This is a genomic window from Mesorhizobium sp. WSM4836 (assembly GCF_055811815.1).
Window position 1 is genome coordinate 89,623 of sequence record NZ_JBVVQF010000017.1, and the last position, 14,556, is coordinate 104,178.

Consider the following 14,556-nt stretch of genomic DNA (forward strand, 5'->3'; position numbering starts at 1 on the left):
TCTTGGCCTTGTGCAGTGGGACCTTTCGAGACGTTGACTCTTCTGGATCATGCAGCCGTCACGGATTTGCCGGCCTTCAGCGTTTCAAGGACGTTCTGCGGCGACGAGACGCCATAGGGGTCGGTCTCGCAGTTGTCGGAAAAACCTTCCTCCTCGAACCACCGCTCCACCAAGCCATTGTTGATCAGAGCGGCGTAGCGCCAGGAGCGCATACCGAAGCCGAGATTATCCTTGGCGACCAGCATGCCCATCTTGCGCGTGAACTCGCCTGAGCCGTCCGGAAGGAGCTCGACCTTCTGCAGCCCCAAGGCCTTCCCCCACGCATTCATGACGAAGGCATCGTTGACGGAGACGCAGTAGATCGCTTCAATTCCCAGCTTCTCAAATTCGTCATAGAGCTCTTCGAAGTTGGGCAGTTGGTAGGTCGAGCAGGTCGGGGTGAAGGCGCCTGGCAGCGAGAACAGTATGACGCGCTTGCCGACAAAGTAGTCGTCGGATGTCTTTTCTTCCCAACGGTATGGATTTGGCCCTTGGACTGAATCATCGCGAACACGCGTTAGAAAGGTGACGAAAGGAACCTTTTTTTTGACGGTCATCGATGTTGCTCCTGGAGTAAAAAATGATGCGCTGCTTTTTCGGTTGAAACTGACACGGCATCGACCTCGGCCGGCAATTCGGCCGAGCGCCGCGCGTTTGCGTGTCGGCCTTGGATCAGCCATGGCAAAACCGCTCGCGACCACGGGCGTTTGAAGAAAACGAGGTCTCGATTTGCGGCGGCAACGAGAACGGTTTCACTACGCGCTTGTATGGGGCGTCGCGATGTCGGCAATGGTCTTGCTCCTGTCCACCTTGTGATGGGTTCTGCTGAGTACGACGCAAGCGCCATGCCATTCGATTCTAGGCAGGGGTTCACAGTGATTTTTGCAGCGACACACTTTGCCTTGAGCGGCCAGAAACCATGCCTTCGCCGAGACCGAGCGCGCCCATAATCACCTGATCGTGAGCTCTGGGCAGAGGGGATCCCTTTATGCGTATCAAGCCGCGAGCCTCTTTTGTCCGAAGCTGGACAACAATGTTGGAAATCGGACCAGACGGTCGCCGGATCGCCGGCGCGGAGAATAGGTGGCGCGTATTCGGAGCGCGAATCTGTGGCCCATACTCGGAACGAGTGACAGGAGTCGGAGGGTTAACCTGACGAAGGTCCCTATTGGCCTCAGTTCTCAGGATTGAGACGGCTGACTACGCGCTTCGCCCTATCGACGTTCGCCAGACAGCTTCGAAATCGGCAACGGGTACAAAAAGCCAGCACGTCCATTAGCAAGCTGGCCATGTGCATCTTCCTGAACTGCGCTTGCGTGAGGCGGTCACGGTCCCGAGGTGACGGGTAAACCGCCTTGCACTCGCGGAGCATTTTGAAGCTGCCGCGACTTTGCCGTCGGGTTTGTCAGGTCCGCGACACGGCTGTACTCCGCCAAGCTTGCGGCTGCGCATTCGTGCAAGCTCTTGAAGGCTATATATAAAATCTCCTGCAGGGCTTTTCCGCGCCGCTGGCACGACTTTTGAAGCTCTCTCGCCAGGCGGCAGGTACCGCCTAGCGTTCATGTGTGGGTGACACCGTGATCAATGCAACCAAGGAAGACAACATGTCGGGTACGCGTCGAGCCGATCTGTCCAAAGGCATCGCCTGTGAAAGCCCGACCGGCGTGACTGGCGTGGACACCCGCAGTTCGCCTGGCACCGGCCAAAGGCATCGATCGAGGAGCAGATGAGATTCGACCAGCATGTTTGCTCATGCCCTCATCGCCTGCGCTCGCGGAAATCGGCGAAGCGATGTCGACGGGTACCGCCTCTCGCGTGCCGCGCTACCGATGTCCTGGAAGAGATGACCGGCCTGAACCCGTTGTGGGAAAGAGCTTCATTTCCGACTCTCCATTCGAAGCTGGAAAACGCCGCGTCTCCGACGATTTCGCTCGTTGCTCTTTGGGGGGCAGGCAGCGGTCCGGCCAAGATGGCAACAAGCTTGCCGGATGGCCAAGATGCCATGCCGCGCGGCCTGGTTAATGGTTAGACGGCAGGAGAAATCCAATGGCGATCAACCCGGTTCCAGATCATGTCCCGCCCGAAATGGTGAGAGACTTCAGCCTGTTCACATCGCCAGGCATGCCACCAACGCCCAACGGGGATCCACACGCAGCCGTCGCCTGCGCCCATGACGGGCCTCCAATCTTCTATTCCCCCTACAACACGCAAGATGGCCGGGGCACCTGGGTCATCACCCGCGCCGCAGACCAGCGTAAGGTGTTGCAGGACGCTGAAACTTTTTCCAGCCATCGCAGCATCTTCTCCTCCATACTGGGCGAAACCTGGCCGACGATCCCGCTTGAGCTCGATCCACCGGCCCATGGCGTCTTTCGCTCGCTACTCAGTCCGCTGCTTTCGCCCAAGCGGGTGACGGCACTGGAACCGGCTGTCCGTGAGCGAGCGATAGCCCTGATCGACGGGATCACCGCATCGGGCACGAGCTGCGACGTCATGAAGGATTTTGCCTTTCCGTTCACTGTCAGCATCTTCCTTCGCTTTCTGGGGTTGCCGGATCAGGGACTCGATACATTTGTCGGCTGGGCGAAAGATCTGCTCCACGGCAACGATGTGGAACGACCTGTGGCTGCCCGCAAGATTGTGGCTTTCATCGACGAACTTGCAACCAATCGCCGCAAGGATCCGGTCGACGATCTCATGACCTTCATCGTGCAGGCACAGGTCGAGGGCCGCCGGCTAACCGACGAGGAGATCCGTGGCATCGGCGTGCTTGTCTTCGTCGCGGGACTTGACACCGTCGCAGCAGCTATAGGCTTTGACCTGGCTTATCTAGCGCGCAACCTCAAGGATCAGGAACTGCTGCGCAGCGAACCGGACCGCATCCTGCTCGCAACCGAAGAATTGCTGCGGGCCTATCCGCCCATTCAGTTGATCCGCGTGGCTACGAAAGATATCGACTTCGAAGGCGCGCCGATCCGAAAGGGGGACTATGTGTCCTGCGCCACGATGATTGCAAATCGCGACCCGGAGGAATTCGACTCCCCCAACACGGTCGATCTGGCGCGAGAGCACAACCGCCACGCCGCCTTTGGCTATGGTCCCCACCGTTGCCTTGGCTCACACCTTGCCCGGCGCGAGATTGTCATTGGCCTGGAGGAGTGGCTGGCGCGCATACCGACCTTCCGGATCAAGGAGGGTACAGCGCCCATCACCTCTGGCGGCCATGTGTTCGGGATCGAAAATCTGATCCTGGACTGGTCATGACCATTGCCGTCCCGAGCCATGCCAAGACAATGGAGGCAGCGCGATGCGCATTATCGTCCACAATGCCAAATGCCAGGGTCACGCGCGATGCTCGGCGCAAGCGCCGGACATATTCAAGCTTGATGACGAGGGCTACATCCTGCCGGGTGACATTGAGGTTGCGGAGGGGGAGCAACTGCGTGCGTCACAAGGCGCGCGATCCTGCCCCGAATGTGCGCTGGAAGTCGATCGCACATCGGCCGCGCGGTTCGAACCAGCCGCCATTCAACCAAGAGCTGGGGAAGATTAGGTGGAATCGACGAGACCTAGCCCCACACCGCAAAGCAAGGCGTCCGGCCCCTTCCCTGCCTACCTCCTCTCCCGCATCGAGACCTCCATGACACGCACGCGACACGTGAAGTTCGCCTCCGTTCTGGCTTCTTCAATTGCCGATGGGTTCGTCCTTGCACGCACCTAGAGGCGCGAAACGCCTTCCAATCTCAGAATTTGCGACAGAGCGATGGGCCAGGAAAAAATCACCGAATTACTCGACCGCGAGGCGATCCGCGACTGCCTTTATCGGTACTGCCGCGGCATAGACCGCGCGGATGAGGTTGCGCTGCGCAGTGCGTATTGGCCCGATGCGCATGACAATCACGGCGCCTATGGTGGCTCAGCCGAGGGCTTCATTGAGTTTGCGCTTGGTGTCTTCAAGACCGGACCGCGCTTAATCCACCAGATCACGAACGTATTGATTGAATTCATCGATCCGGCGGAGGCCGTGGTCGAGAGCTATTTCACCGCGCTGCAACGCGGACCAGACAACGACGGAGAAGCACGCCAGGTGCTCCTCTGCGGCCGTTACTGCGATCTGCTTCAGAAGAGGGAAGGGGCGTGGCGCATTGCCGAACGGACCGTGGTTTACGATTGGTTCGAAGAGCAGACCCCACCAGCGGTCCCCGAGGAAGAGCGGTTCGGCTTGCGGCAACCTATCGGAGCAGCGCATCCCAATGACCCGGTTTACGCGCTCAGGAAGCGCCGCAGCTCGTCATCAAAATGAAAATGCGATGCTTGCCACCCCAATGCTTTCCAACGTCCCAACTGGAGAGCCGCATCGCGGGAGCGGTCCCGGAACGCTACGCGATTATCGCGAGCACATCGATGTGCTGTGGCCCGGCGATGTCGTCTCCTACAAGGCGCATGTTCGCGGCAAAGGCTTGGGCAGCGCACGGATTGTCTATTTTCACGGCGTTCCGAAGCCGCCGGCAGTCGATGAATCTTGGGTGAGGGAGTATTGGAATTGACCTGCATTGTAGGCTTGGTTTCCGGCAAGGAAGTATTGATTGGCGGCGACAGTGCCGGAGTTTCGGGGCTTGACCTTATAGTAAGGTCTGACTCCAAGGTGTTCCGAAATGGCCCGTTTGTAATCGGCTTCACAACATCATTTCGGATGGGACAACTACTCGCCCACTCTTTCACTCCGCCAGTTCGCCGGACGGATCAGGATGTATATGCATTCATGGTAACTGACTTTGTAAATGAAGTCAGAGCCTGCCTAAAAAACGGCGGATATGCTGAGCGTGTAAACGAAGCAGAAAAGGGTGGGGATTTTCTGGTAGCTTACGAGGGACGTCTTTTTGTAATTAGTAGCGACTATCAGGTAGGAGAAAATATGGATGGAATCGCGGCTTGCGGTTGCGGCGCACGAATAGCCCTTGGCGCGATGTTCGCCACGCCGAAAGTAAACCCCAAAGAGAGAGTTATTTTGGCGCTTCAGGCGGCAGAAAACTTTAGCGGGGGCGTCAGGGGTCCATTTCTGATCGTCTCCAGCAAAGAATGATCGATCCGGGGAAGGTTTGCCTGTTCATTCCGGGCCACCTGAAAAAGTTCAAGCTCGATCTGTTTAATCGCATAGGCGACAGGATCAAAGCCGCCGGCGGGCAAATCGTCAGGGCGGAATTCGCGGCGCTCGATCGCTTGCCTGACGCGATCATTCCGATCGTCGGATGCACGCCCGAGCTCAAGCGGTTCATCGACAAATGGCGCAGGACGGGGCGCCGATGGATACTGGGATCGCGGCTATGCCCGACGCGTCTTCGCCACCGATCTGCCGACCGGCGACAATGGCGGCTACTATCGCTGGCATGTCGGCTCGTTCCAGATGCAGTCCATCCGGGATGTTCCCGGCGACCGCTGGAAGGCGCTGAAAACCGAAGTCTGGCCATGGGCAAGGACCGGCCGCCACATTGTCGTAGCCGAGCCGTCCGAGACCTATGAGCACTTTCACGGCATCGAAGGCTGGACGCGGCAGACGGTGGCGAGGCTGAACAAGCTGACCGACCGGCCGCTGCTGATCCGCAACAACGGAATGCAGCGCTTCGGCCGCAAACTGCATGAGGATCTGAAGGGCGCGCACTGCCTGGTCACGCAAGGCTCGAACGCCGCGGTCGAGGCGGTCATCATGGGCTGCCCGGTGTTCGTGCACCAGGACAGCGCCGCTGCGCTGGTCGGCCGCTGCGGCCTCAGCCGGATCGAAGAACCTTACTATCCCGACCGCCAGCCCTGGCTCAATTCGCTGGCCTGCTGCCAGTTTTCGGAACGGGAACTGGTCGATGGAACCCTGTGGAAGATGATCGAATGAGCTATCTGACACAGTCCGAGGCTTCACTGCTGGCCGACATCATCGCCGGCCTTGAAGATCGTGGCTTCGACTACAATCCGCTGACGACATCGCTGCCTCAATATCTGGCGACGTGCCTGGGTGACGCAACCGCCTATAAGCGAAAATCCGTCGCGCAGATGCTGGCCGAGCTGAACAGCATTTCGGCGGCAGCGTCCTTTCGCACCTCACGTCTTCAGTGGCGCAGCTGCGGGAGCGCTTGACGCATTGGTGGGGAGCGAGGGAGGGGCGCAGTCCTCGTTCAGCGCCATCGCCAATCTCATTGCGGCCGACAACCGCGACGTCAATATTTTGGTTATTGGGGATAGCACCAGTAACGAAACGTCTGAGTGGGTTTATCTCTTCTTTTCCGGTCTATCATCTGTGGGACGATGTTGCTGTAGCCTATGGCTCACCCGTCACACTGTCGACCGGATCCGGCGCTCATACGATCCATGTTTGGAATGCCTCCGTTTCTGGCGCGCGCGCCATGTTTCTTTTTGGGGGTAAATTTCAGCTTGCCATCGTAGATACCGACCCCGACCTGGTGATCTGGAACGTTGGGATCAACAATAGGACGGCCGGCAGCGATCCTTGTCCCTAGCGAAATCGTCTCGCCGCTCGAAGATGTTCGCCGCGCGTTTCCGACGATCCCCCACATTGCCATTTCGCCAGCAGCCGAATCGCGACGACAACTCCATGGAGGTCGTTAACGACGCTTGGCACTAGATAAAAGACAGATGGGAACGGCCTCGAATTGATCGAGCTCTACGCGGAGATGGTCGCGATAGGGAAGCCGGCAGATTACTACGCAGACGCCACGCACCTCAACAGCACTGGGCAAAACTTCGAAGTCGCGCTTATTCAGGCCGCTTGGAACGCCAGGCTTCCCACAACTGTAGCAGTCGATGCGCCATGGACTGCCACTGTCGCCGAAAGCATCGTGCTAAACGCAGATTTTGCCGCATTTTCGGGCGCGCTCCCCGATAATTGGGCATCGGTGGGCACCATAACGGCAGCCAAGGAACTCACCATCGTCGACGCTGGTGACCCATACTCAGTCAGGATCACCGGCGTTGGGTCCCAGCCCCGTTTGCGACAGGCTATGGCCGGTACAGAGCGAAACAAGGCGCGGGGCAACTCCGTGACCTTGTGGGTTCGGCAGTACCTGCCGGCCGCCCTCGCATCGACCGGGGGTCGCATTTCTTTTTCCTACAGCAGCGTGCTGGGAGGTGACCTTACCGTGACCTCAAGAGCGGCTGTTGATGCGCGGGATGGTTGGCATTCCTTGATGCTGGTTGGGATACCGGTCCCGGCCGATGCTCTTAGCCCGACCATACAACTGTATCACGATAGCGCGGCTTCGCCCGACACTGACCCTGCATATTTCGCTCACGCGGGCATGGCGGTCAGCGAAGTACCGCGCGGCATCTAGGGCAAACACCTGATGAACATACTCGGCTTCAACATTTCGCGCACCAAGGCCGCGCCGCCCGTTCCGGTGTCTGAGAATCGCGGGGGTGGTACAGCATACTGGAAAGTTTCACGGGTGCTTGGCAGACCAACACCGTCGTGGAGTTCAACAGCGTGCTGGCCAATCACGCCGTCTTCGCCTGCATGACGCTGATCGCCTCGGATATTCCAAGCTCCGCGTCAAGCTGGTCGAGCAAGACGCCAACGGCGTCTGGAAGGAGACCAAGAGCCCGGCGTTTTCGCCTGTGCTGAAAAAGCCGAACGGCTTCCAGAACCGCATCCAGTACTGGGAGAATTACTTTCTCTCCAAGCTGATGCGCGGCAACGTCTACGTCCTGAAAATCCGCGACGGCAGCAGGGTGGTTCGCTCGCAGATCGTGCTGGCGCCGGATCGCGTGACGCCGCTGGTCGCCGATGACGGCTCAGTGTTCTACCAGCTGCGCACCGACAATGTCAGCGGGATCAAAGAGGACATCATGGTCCCCGCCAGCGAGATCATCCACGACCGCTTCAACTGCCTGTTTCATCCGCTGGTCGGGCTGTCGCCGATCTACGCCGCCGGCGTGGCGGCAACGCAAGGTTTGAACATCCTCGACAGCTCGACGCAGTTTTTTGGCAACAGGAGCCGGCCCGGCGGCGTTCTGACCGCACCCGGGTCGATCAGCCAGGAAACCGCCGATCGTCTCAAGGCCGCGTTCGATACCAACTACAGCGGCGAGAACGCCGGCAAAATTGCCGTGCTTGGCGACGATTTGAAATTCGAGCCGATCGCGATGAACGCCACCGATCCGCAGCTGATCGAGCAACTGAAATGGACGGCCGAAGTGGTCTGCTCGACCTTCCACGTTCCGCCAAGGAACCCTCTTTAGCCCCTATGAGACCCGACTTTATGTGGCGGATACCGGATGAATGCGTGGATCCGACCCAAAACATTCTTTGTGTCTTTGACGTCGGCAAATTGTCTGAAGGAGAGGTATTTCACGCCGTCAGCCGGTATGACAGATTAAGACATGCCGGCCTATTGGACAAAAATCTTACCAAAAGTTCGGTTGGGGCTTGGCCGACACAACAGCGCTGGACTTTACAACTGGTGCGTCGCCTAAGAAAAGGCCCGCCTGTCGCTTGGCAGATGGGGTGGTTGCCGTCCTCCCCTAACGGTCAATAGCGGTCGCAAGTAACGCAATCCGACATCTCCTGTCGCCTATGTCGGGTTCGCCACACAAGTTTATTTAGCCAATTTAATGTTTTTGCCAAATGTTAAATAGCTGAAAAGTAATCATAAAATTCCTTTTCGATCCAGCCGGCCAAATTGGCACGAGTTTTGAAACGATCGGTGCGAGGCGCCGGGATCTGCCGACCGGACTTCAAGTCGCGGGTAGCCGCTATGGATGGAAAGAAGGAAGGAAAGCAACATGTCAGGTCTGCGTCAGATCGCATTCTACGGAAAGGGAGGCATCGGCAAATCCACCACCTCTCAAAATACGCTCGCTGCCCTGGTCGACCTCGGACAGAGAATCCTCATCGTCGGCTGCGACCCGAAAGCCGATTCCACCCGCCTGATCCTGAACGCAAAGGCGCAGGATACGGTTCTGCATCTCGCCGCCCAGGAAGGTTCTGTGGAAGACCTTGAACTCCAGGACGTGCTCAAGATCGGCTACAAAGACATCAAGTGCGTGGAGTCCGGCGGCCCCGAGCCGGGTGTCGGCTGCGCCGGCCGCGGCGTCATCACCTCGATCAACTTCCTCGAGGAGAACGGCGCCTATGACAATGTCGACTATGTGTCCTACGACGTGCTGGGCGACGTGGTGTGCGGCGGCTTCGCGATGCCGATCCGCGAAAACAAGGCCCAGGAAATCTACATCGTCATGTCCGGCGAGATGATGGCGCTCTATGCCGCCAACAACATCGCCAAGGGTATCCTGAAATACGCCCATTCGGGCGGCGTGCGGCTCGGCGGGCTGATCTGCAACGAGCGCCAGACCGACCGCGAACTCGACCTCTCCGAGGCGCTGGCCGCAAGGCTCAATTCCAAGCTCATCCACTTCGTGCCGCGGGACAACATCGTCCAGCACGCCGAACTGAGGAAGATGACGGTAATCCAGTATGCCCCGGACTCCAAACAGGCAGGGGAGTACCGCGCATTGGCCGAGAAGATCCATGTCAATTCGGGCCAGGGCACCATCCCGACCCCAATCACTATGGAGGAGCTCGAGGACATGCTGCTCGACTTCGGCATCATGAAGACGGACGAGCAAATGCTTGCCGAGCTTCAAGCCAAGGAAGCGAAATTGGCCGTCGCTCAGTAACCGCCGCTACCGACAGGGGGCGCCGACCGTGACTTGGCGCCCCTTTCTACGAAACAAGGCCTCGTTGGCGAGGCGTTACCCGAACCTTGAAAGGGGCAGGTCCCATGGGCCTCGACTATGAGAATGACGGCGCTTTGCATGCGAAGCTTATCGAGGACGTGCTGTCCCAATATCCAGACAAGGCGGCGAAGCGCCGCAAGAAGCACCTCAGTGTCGCGACGAGCAAGGACAAGCTCGGAGGGGAGGACAAGGGCCTTTCCGAATGCGACGTCAAATCGAACATCAAATCCATTCCGGGCGTGATGACAATCCGCGGCTGCGCCTATGCCGGCTCCAAGGGCGTGGTGTGGGGTCCAGTCAAGGATATGGTCCACATCTCGCACGGGCCGGTCGGCTGTGGGCAATATTCCTGGTCGCAACGCCGCAACTATTACGTCGGCACGACGGGCATCGACACGTTCGTGACAATGCAGTTCACCTCCGACTTCCAAGAGAAGGACATCGTTTTCGGCGGCGACAAGAAGCTGGAAAAGATCATCGACGAGATCGAGGACCTGTTTCCGCTCAGTGGGGGCATCTCGGTGCAGTCCGAATGCCCGATCGGCCTGATCGGGGACGATATCGAGGCAGTGTCGCGCAAGAAAGCCAAGGAGCACGAAAAGACGATTGTACCGGTGCGCTGCGAAGGTTTCCGCGGCGTTTCACAATCGCTCGGCCACCACATTGCAAATGATGCGATCCGCGATTGGGTGTTCGACAAGGAGGATGTCGAGTTCGAGTCCGGCCCATACGACGTCAACGTCGTCGGCGACTACAACATTGGCGGCGATGCCTGGGCTTCGCGAATCCTGCTCGAGGAGATTGGGCTTCGTGTGGTCGGCAACTGGTCGGGCGACGCCACGCTCGCCGAGATAGAGCGCGCGCCCAAGGCCAAGCTCAACCTGATCCACTGCTACCGGTCGATGAACTACATCTGCCGGCACATGGAGGAAAAGTACGGCATCGCCTGGATGGAATACAATTTCTTCGGCCCCTCCCAGATCGAGGTCTCCCTGCGCAACATCGCCAAGCATTTCGGCCCGGAAATCGAGGAGAAGACCGAAAACGTCATCGCCAAGTACCGGCCCTTGGTCGATGCCGTCATCGCCAAGTACCGACCGCGCCTCGAAGGCTGCACGGTGATGCTCTATGTCGGCGGCCTGCGCCCCCGTCACGTCATCACTGCCTACGAGGACCTCGGTATGGTGATCGTTGGCACCGGCTACGAGTTCGCCCACAACGACGACTATCAGCGCACCGGCCATTACGTGAAGAATGGCACGCTCGTCTATGACGACGTCACGAGTTTTGAACTGGAGAAGTTCATCGAAGGCATCCGCCCTGATCTCGTTGGCTCCGGTATCAAGGAGAAGTACCCGGTGCAGAAGATGGGCATCCCGTTCCGGCAGATGCACTCCTGGGACTATTCCGGCCCGTATCACGGCTATGACGGCTTCGCCATTTTCGCCCGCGACATGGATCTGGCCATCAACAACCCTGTCTGGGGTCTCTACCGCGCGCCGTGGAAGAAGATGAACGACACGTCGCTGACGGCGGTCGCCGCCGAATGAGGACTGGCCTCCCTGCCAGGCAGGGAGGCCGATAAATGCTCGGGGCACTCGATCCGCGGGAGGCCCTTTAACGTCTTGATGTCCCTGTGCTGCCGCTTGGCGCGGCCAGATGGAAAAGGTGACCACCATGCCGCAATCGGCCGAAAAAGTTCTCGACCATGCTCCCCTGTTCCGCGAGCCTGAATACAGACAAATGCTTGCCGAGAAGAAACTGAATTTCGAATGTCCGCAGCCTGATCAGATCATCACCGACCAACGCGAATTCACCAAGACTTGGGAATACCGCGAAAAGAACCTCGCTCGCGAGGCGCTTGTCATAAACCCTGCCAAGGCCTGCCAGCCGCTCGGCGCGGTGTTCGCAGCCGCGGGCTTCGAGCGGACCATGTCTTTCGTCCACGGTAGCCAGGGCTGCGTTGCCTACTACCGCTCGCATCTGTCGCGACATTTCAAGGAGCCTTCGTCAGCGGTATCCTCCTCGATGACCGAGGACGCGGCAGTGTTTGGCGGCCTGAAGAATATGGTCGACGGGCTCGCCAATACCTACAAGCTCTACGACCCCAAGATGATCGCCGTCTCGACCACCTGCATGGCCGAAGTCATAGGCGACGACCTGCGTAGCTTCATAGAGAACGCCAAGAACGAAGGCTCGGTCCCCTGCGACTTCGACGTGCCTTTTGCTCATACGCCTGCCTTCGTCGGCAGCCATGTCGATGGATATGACGGCATGGTGAAGGGCGTGCTGGAGCATTTCTGGAAGGGCAGCGAGCGCTCGCAAGCCGCTGGGGCCATCAACATCATTCCAGGCTTCGACGGATTCTGCGTCGGCAACAACCGGGAACTCAAGCGCCTCCTCGACCTGATGGCTGTCACCTATACCTTCATTCAGGACGCCTCAGACCAGTTCGACACGCCGTCGGACGGCGAATACCGCATGTATGACGGAGGCACAAAGATCGAAGACGTGAAAGGGGCACTCAACGCGGAGGCGACACTGTCGCTGCAGCACTACAACACCCGCAAGACGCTGGAATATTGCAATGAGGTCGGGCAAGCGACGGCATCCTTCCACTATCCGCTAGGTGTCCAGGCGACCGACGAGTTCCTGATGAAGGTCTCGGCCATTTCCGGCAAGGAGATCCCCGAGACAATCCGGATGGAGCGCGGCCGACTCGTTGACGCCATGGCGGACAGCCAGTCATGGCTGCACGGCAAGAAATACGCAATCTACGGCGATCCGGACTTCGTCTACGCCATGGCCCGCTTTGTCATGGAAACTGGTGGCGAGCCGACCCACTGCCTCGCCACCAACGGCACCAGTGCCTGGCAAGCCGAGATCAAGGAACTGCTCGCCTCCTCGTCCTTCGGCCAGGATGCCCAGGTCTGGGCGGGCAAGGATCTCTGGGCAATGCGCTCGCTGCTCTTTACAGAGCCGGTGGACCTGTTGATCGGCAATTCCTATGGCAAGTATCTGGAGCGCGACACCGGCACGCCGCTGATCCGGCTGATGTTTCCAATCTTCGACCGGCACCATCACCATCGCTTTGCGCTCATGGGCTACCAGGGCGGTTTACGCGTGCTGACGACCATCCTCGACAAGATATTCGACAAGCTCGATCGCGAGACGAGCGAGACGGGCGTGACGGATTATTCCTATGACCTCACCCGCTAAGAGCCGGTGCCGGCTTTTCGCCGTGACCGCCCATCGCCCAATTGACTTCGGAGACTGACGCCATGACCTCGCTCGGTGCCAAGATCCGGGACGTTTTCGACGAGCCCGCCTGCGATAACAACCGCGGCAAGGATGCCAAGGCGCGCAAGGAGGGCTGCTCGAAGCCGCTGACCCCCGGGGCGGCAGCCGGCGGCTGCGCCTTTGACGGCGCCAAGATCGTCCTGCAGCCGATCACCGACGTTGCGCACCTGGTCCATGCGCCGCTCGCCTGCGAGGGCAATTCCTGGGACAACAGAGGCGCAGCTTCGTCCGGGCCAACCCTGTGGCGGACAAGCTTCACAACCGACCTCACCGAACTCGACGTCGTAATGGGGCAGGGCGAGCGGAAGCTCTTCAAGGCGATCCGCGAAATCAAGGAAACATATGCGCCGCCGGCAGTCTTCGTCTATTCGACTTGCGTGACGGCGCTGATCGGCGACGACATCGAGGCCGTGTGCAAACGCGCGGCCGAAAAATTCGGCTTGGCCGTTGTGCCGATCAATGCGCCGGGCTTCGCCGGCTCCAAGAACCTCGGCAACAAACTCGCCGCCGAAGCGTTGCTCGATCATGTCATCGGCACGGTGGAACCCCACGACGCCGGGCCATGCGACATCAACATCCTTGGCGAATTCAACCTCTCCGGCGAATTCTGGCTGGTGAAGCCGCTGCTTGATCGGCTCGGCATCCGGGTGCGCGCCTGCATTCCGGGCGATGCGCGTTACATCGACGTTGCATCCGCGCACTGCGCCCGGGCGGCTATGATGGTGTGCTCGAGCGCACTCATCAATCTGGCCCGCAAGATGGAGGAGCGCTGGGACATCCCGTTCTTCGAGGGCTCCTTCTACGGGATCTCGGACACCTCGGAAGCCCTCCGAAACATTGCCGAGCTGCTGGTGAGGAAGGGCGCCGATGCGGAGATCCTCGATCGCACAGAGACGCTGATTGCTGAGCAGGAGGCGATTGCGTGGAAGAAGCTCGAGGCATACCGCCGGCGGCTTCAAGGCAAGCGCGTGCTGCTCAATACAGGCGGTGTGAAGTCCTGGTCAGTGGTCCACGCGCTGATGGAGATCGGCATGGAGATCGTCGGCACCTCGGTCAAGAAATCCACAGTCGAAGACAAGGAACGCATCAAACAGATCGTCAAGGACGAAAACCACATGTTCGAGCAGATGGCAGCGCGCGACCTTTACGCCATGCTCTCAGAAGGCAAGGCCGACATCATGCTGTCGGGCGGGCGCACGCAATTCGTCGCGCTCAAGGCCAAGACGCCCTGGCTCGACATCAACCAGGAGCGCCAACACCCTTACGCCGGTTATGACGGCATGGTGGAACTCGTACGCCAGATCGACCTCGCCATTCATAACCCGATCTGGGGCCAGGTGCGGGAGCCGGCGCCGTGGGATTGCCAGCCTGCCGTGGAGGACGATCTGGCGAGCACGAAGGACGGAACCGCGGCTGTGAACTCTTTCAATGAATTCGCCGGCGCGACGGCTCACCGCTTCGGCGAGCGTTGAGGAA

Annotated in this window: 14 protein-coding genes; 13 read left to right on the forward strand and 1 reads right to left on the reverse strand. The window is 59.2% G+C overall.

Going from position 1 to position 14,556, the window contains the following annotated elements; genetic code table 11:
• Positions 1 to 47: 47 nt before the first annotated feature.
• Complete coding sequence (locus AC0L2P_RS20210; protein WP_473503332.1) at positions 48 to 596, reverse strand: redoxin family protein; 549 nt, start codon at positions 594 to 596, stop codon at positions 48 to 50.
• A 1,489-nt stretch (positions 597 to 2,085) separates the two neighbouring features.
• Between AC0L2P_RS20210 and AC0L2P_RS20215 the strand changes: the two genes are divergently transcribed.
• The 13 genes from AC0L2P_RS20215 (at position 2,086) to nifE (ending at position 14,552) form a co-directional block, all read left to right on the forward strand.
• Positions 2,086 to 3,303, forward strand: coding sequence for a cytochrome P450 (locus AC0L2P_RS20215; protein WP_473503333.1), 1,218 nt, complete (start codon positions 2,086 to 2,088; stop codon positions 3,301 to 3,303).
• 43 nt (positions 3,304 to 3,346) lie between these two features.
• Positions 3,347 to 3,592, forward strand: a complete 246-nt coding sequence (locus AC0L2P_RS20220) for a ferredoxin (protein ID WP_473503335.1) — start codon at positions 3,347 to 3,349, stop codon at positions 3,590 to 3,592.
• Positions 3,593 to 3,802: 210 nt separating this feature from the next.
• Complete coding sequence (locus AC0L2P_RS20225; protein ID WP_473503337.1) at positions 3,803 to 4,342, forward strand: nuclear transport factor 2 family protein; 540 nt, start codon at positions 3,803 to 3,805, stop codon at positions 4,340 to 4,342.
• A 7-nt stretch (positions 4,343 to 4,349) separates the two neighbouring features.
• Positions 4,350 to 4,586, forward strand: a complete 237-nt coding sequence (locus AC0L2P_RS20230; protein ID WP_473503339.1) for a hypothetical protein — start codon at positions 4,350 to 4,352, stop codon at positions 4,584 to 4,586.
• Positions 4,583 to 5,122 carry a hypothetical protein gene (locus AC0L2P_RS20235; protein WP_473503341.1) on the forward strand — a complete coding sequence of 180 codons (540 nt, stop codon included), beginning with the start codon at positions 4,583 to 4,585 and terminating at the stop codon, positions 5,120 to 5,122. Before AC0L2P_RS20230 ends, AC0L2P_RS20235 begins: the two co-directional genes overlap by 4 nt.
• Before the next feature lie 321 nt (positions 5,123 to 5,443).
• Entirely contained in the window at positions 5,444 to 5,923 is a 480-nt protein-coding gene (locus AC0L2P_RS20240; protein ID WP_473503343.1) for a hypothetical protein, read from the forward strand.
• Entirely contained in the window at positions 5,920 to 6,165 is a 246-nt protein-coding gene (locus tag AC0L2P_RS20245) for a hypothetical protein (RefSeq protein ID WP_126079035.1), read from the forward strand. The genes AC0L2P_RS20240 and AC0L2P_RS20245 overlap by 4 nt, the downstream gene beginning before the upstream one ends.
• Before the next feature lie 533 nt (positions 6,166 to 6,698).
• On the forward strand, positions 6,699 to 7,376 hold the full coding sequence (locus AC0L2P_RS20250) for a hypothetical protein (protein ID WP_473503345.1): 678 nt from the start codon (positions 6,699 to 6,701) through the stop codon (positions 7,374 to 7,376).
• 118 nt (positions 7,377 to 7,494) lie between these two features.
• Positions 7,495 to 8,283, forward strand: coding sequence for a phage portal protein (locus AC0L2P_RS20255; RefSeq protein WP_473503347.1), 789 nt, complete (start codon positions 7,495 to 7,497; stop codon positions 8,281 to 8,283).
• Between the two features lie 543 nt (positions 8,284 to 8,826).
• Positions 8,827 to 9,720: a nitrogenase iron protein gene (nifH, locus tag AC0L2P_RS20260; RefSeq protein ID WP_069091073.1), complete on the forward strand. Its 894-nt coding sequence runs from the start codon at positions 8,827 to 8,829 to the stop codon at positions 9,718 to 9,720.
• A 104-nt stretch (positions 9,721 to 9,824) separates the two neighbouring features.
• On the forward strand, positions 9,825 to 11,330 hold the full coding sequence (gene nifD, locus AC0L2P_RS20265) for a nitrogenase molybdenum-iron protein alpha chain (RefSeq protein WP_473503349.1): 1,506 nt from the start codon (positions 9,825 to 9,827) through the stop codon (positions 11,328 to 11,330).
• 127 nt (positions 11,331 to 11,457) lie between these two features.
• Complete coding sequence (gene nifK / locus AC0L2P_RS20270) at positions 11,458 to 12,999, forward strand: nitrogenase molybdenum-iron protein subunit beta (RefSeq protein WP_473503418.1); 1,542 nt, start codon at positions 11,458 to 11,460, stop codon at positions 12,997 to 12,999.
• A 62-nt stretch (positions 13,000 to 13,061) separates the two neighbouring features.
• Positions 13,062 to 14,552: a nitrogenase iron-molybdenum cofactor biosynthesis protein NifE gene (gene nifE / locus AC0L2P_RS20275; protein ID WP_473503351.1), complete on the forward strand. Its 1,491-nt coding sequence runs from the start codon at positions 13,062 to 13,064 to the stop codon at positions 14,550 to 14,552.
• The last annotated feature ends 4 nt before the right edge of the window (positions 14,553 to 14,556 follow it).

Excerpts from the sequence above, each read along its gene's own strand:
- nifD (WP_473503349.1), top strand. The coding sequence starts at position 9,825 with ATGGGCCTCGACTATGAGAATGACGGCGCTTTGCATGCGAAGCTTATC.
- nifK (WP_473503418.1), top strand. The coding sequence starts at position 11,458 with ATGCCGCAATCGGCCGAAAAAGTTCTCGACCATGCTCCCCTGTTCCGC.
- nifH (WP_069091073.1), top strand. The coding sequence starts at position 8,827 with ATGTCAGGTCTGCGTCAGATCGCATTCTACGGAAAGGGAGGCATCGGC.
- AC0L2P_RS20225 (WP_473503337.1), top strand. The coding sequence starts at position 3,803 with ATGGGCCAGGAAAAAATCACCGAATTACTCGACCGCGAGGCGATCCGC.
- AC0L2P_RS20245 (WP_126079035.1), top strand. The coding sequence starts at position 5,920 with ATGAGCTATCTGACACAGTCCGAGGCTTCACTGCTGGCCGACATCATC.
- AC0L2P_RS20210 (WP_473503332.1), bottom strand. The coding sequence starts at position 596 with ATGACCGTCAAAAAAAAGGTTCCTTTCGTCACCTTTCTAACGCGTGTT.
- nifE (WP_473503351.1), top strand. The coding sequence starts at position 13,062 with ATGACCTCGCTCGGTGCCAAGATCCGGGACGTTTTCGACGAGCCCGCC.
- AC0L2P_RS20215 (WP_473503333.1), top strand. The coding sequence starts at position 2,086 with ATGGCGATCAACCCGGTTCCAGATCATGTCCCGCCCGAAATGGTGAGA.
- AC0L2P_RS20240 (WP_473503343.1), top strand. The coding sequence starts at position 5,444 with ATGCAGTCCATCCGGGATGTTCCCGGCGACCGCTGGAAGGCGCTGAAA.
- AC0L2P_RS20230 (WP_473503339.1), top strand. The coding sequence starts at position 4,350 with ATGCTTGCCACCCCAATGCTTTCCAACGTCCCAACTGGAGAGCCGCAT.
- AC0L2P_RS20220 (WP_473503335.1), top strand. The coding sequence starts at position 3,347 with ATGCGCATTATCGTCCACAATGCCAAATGCCAGGGTCACGCGCGATGC.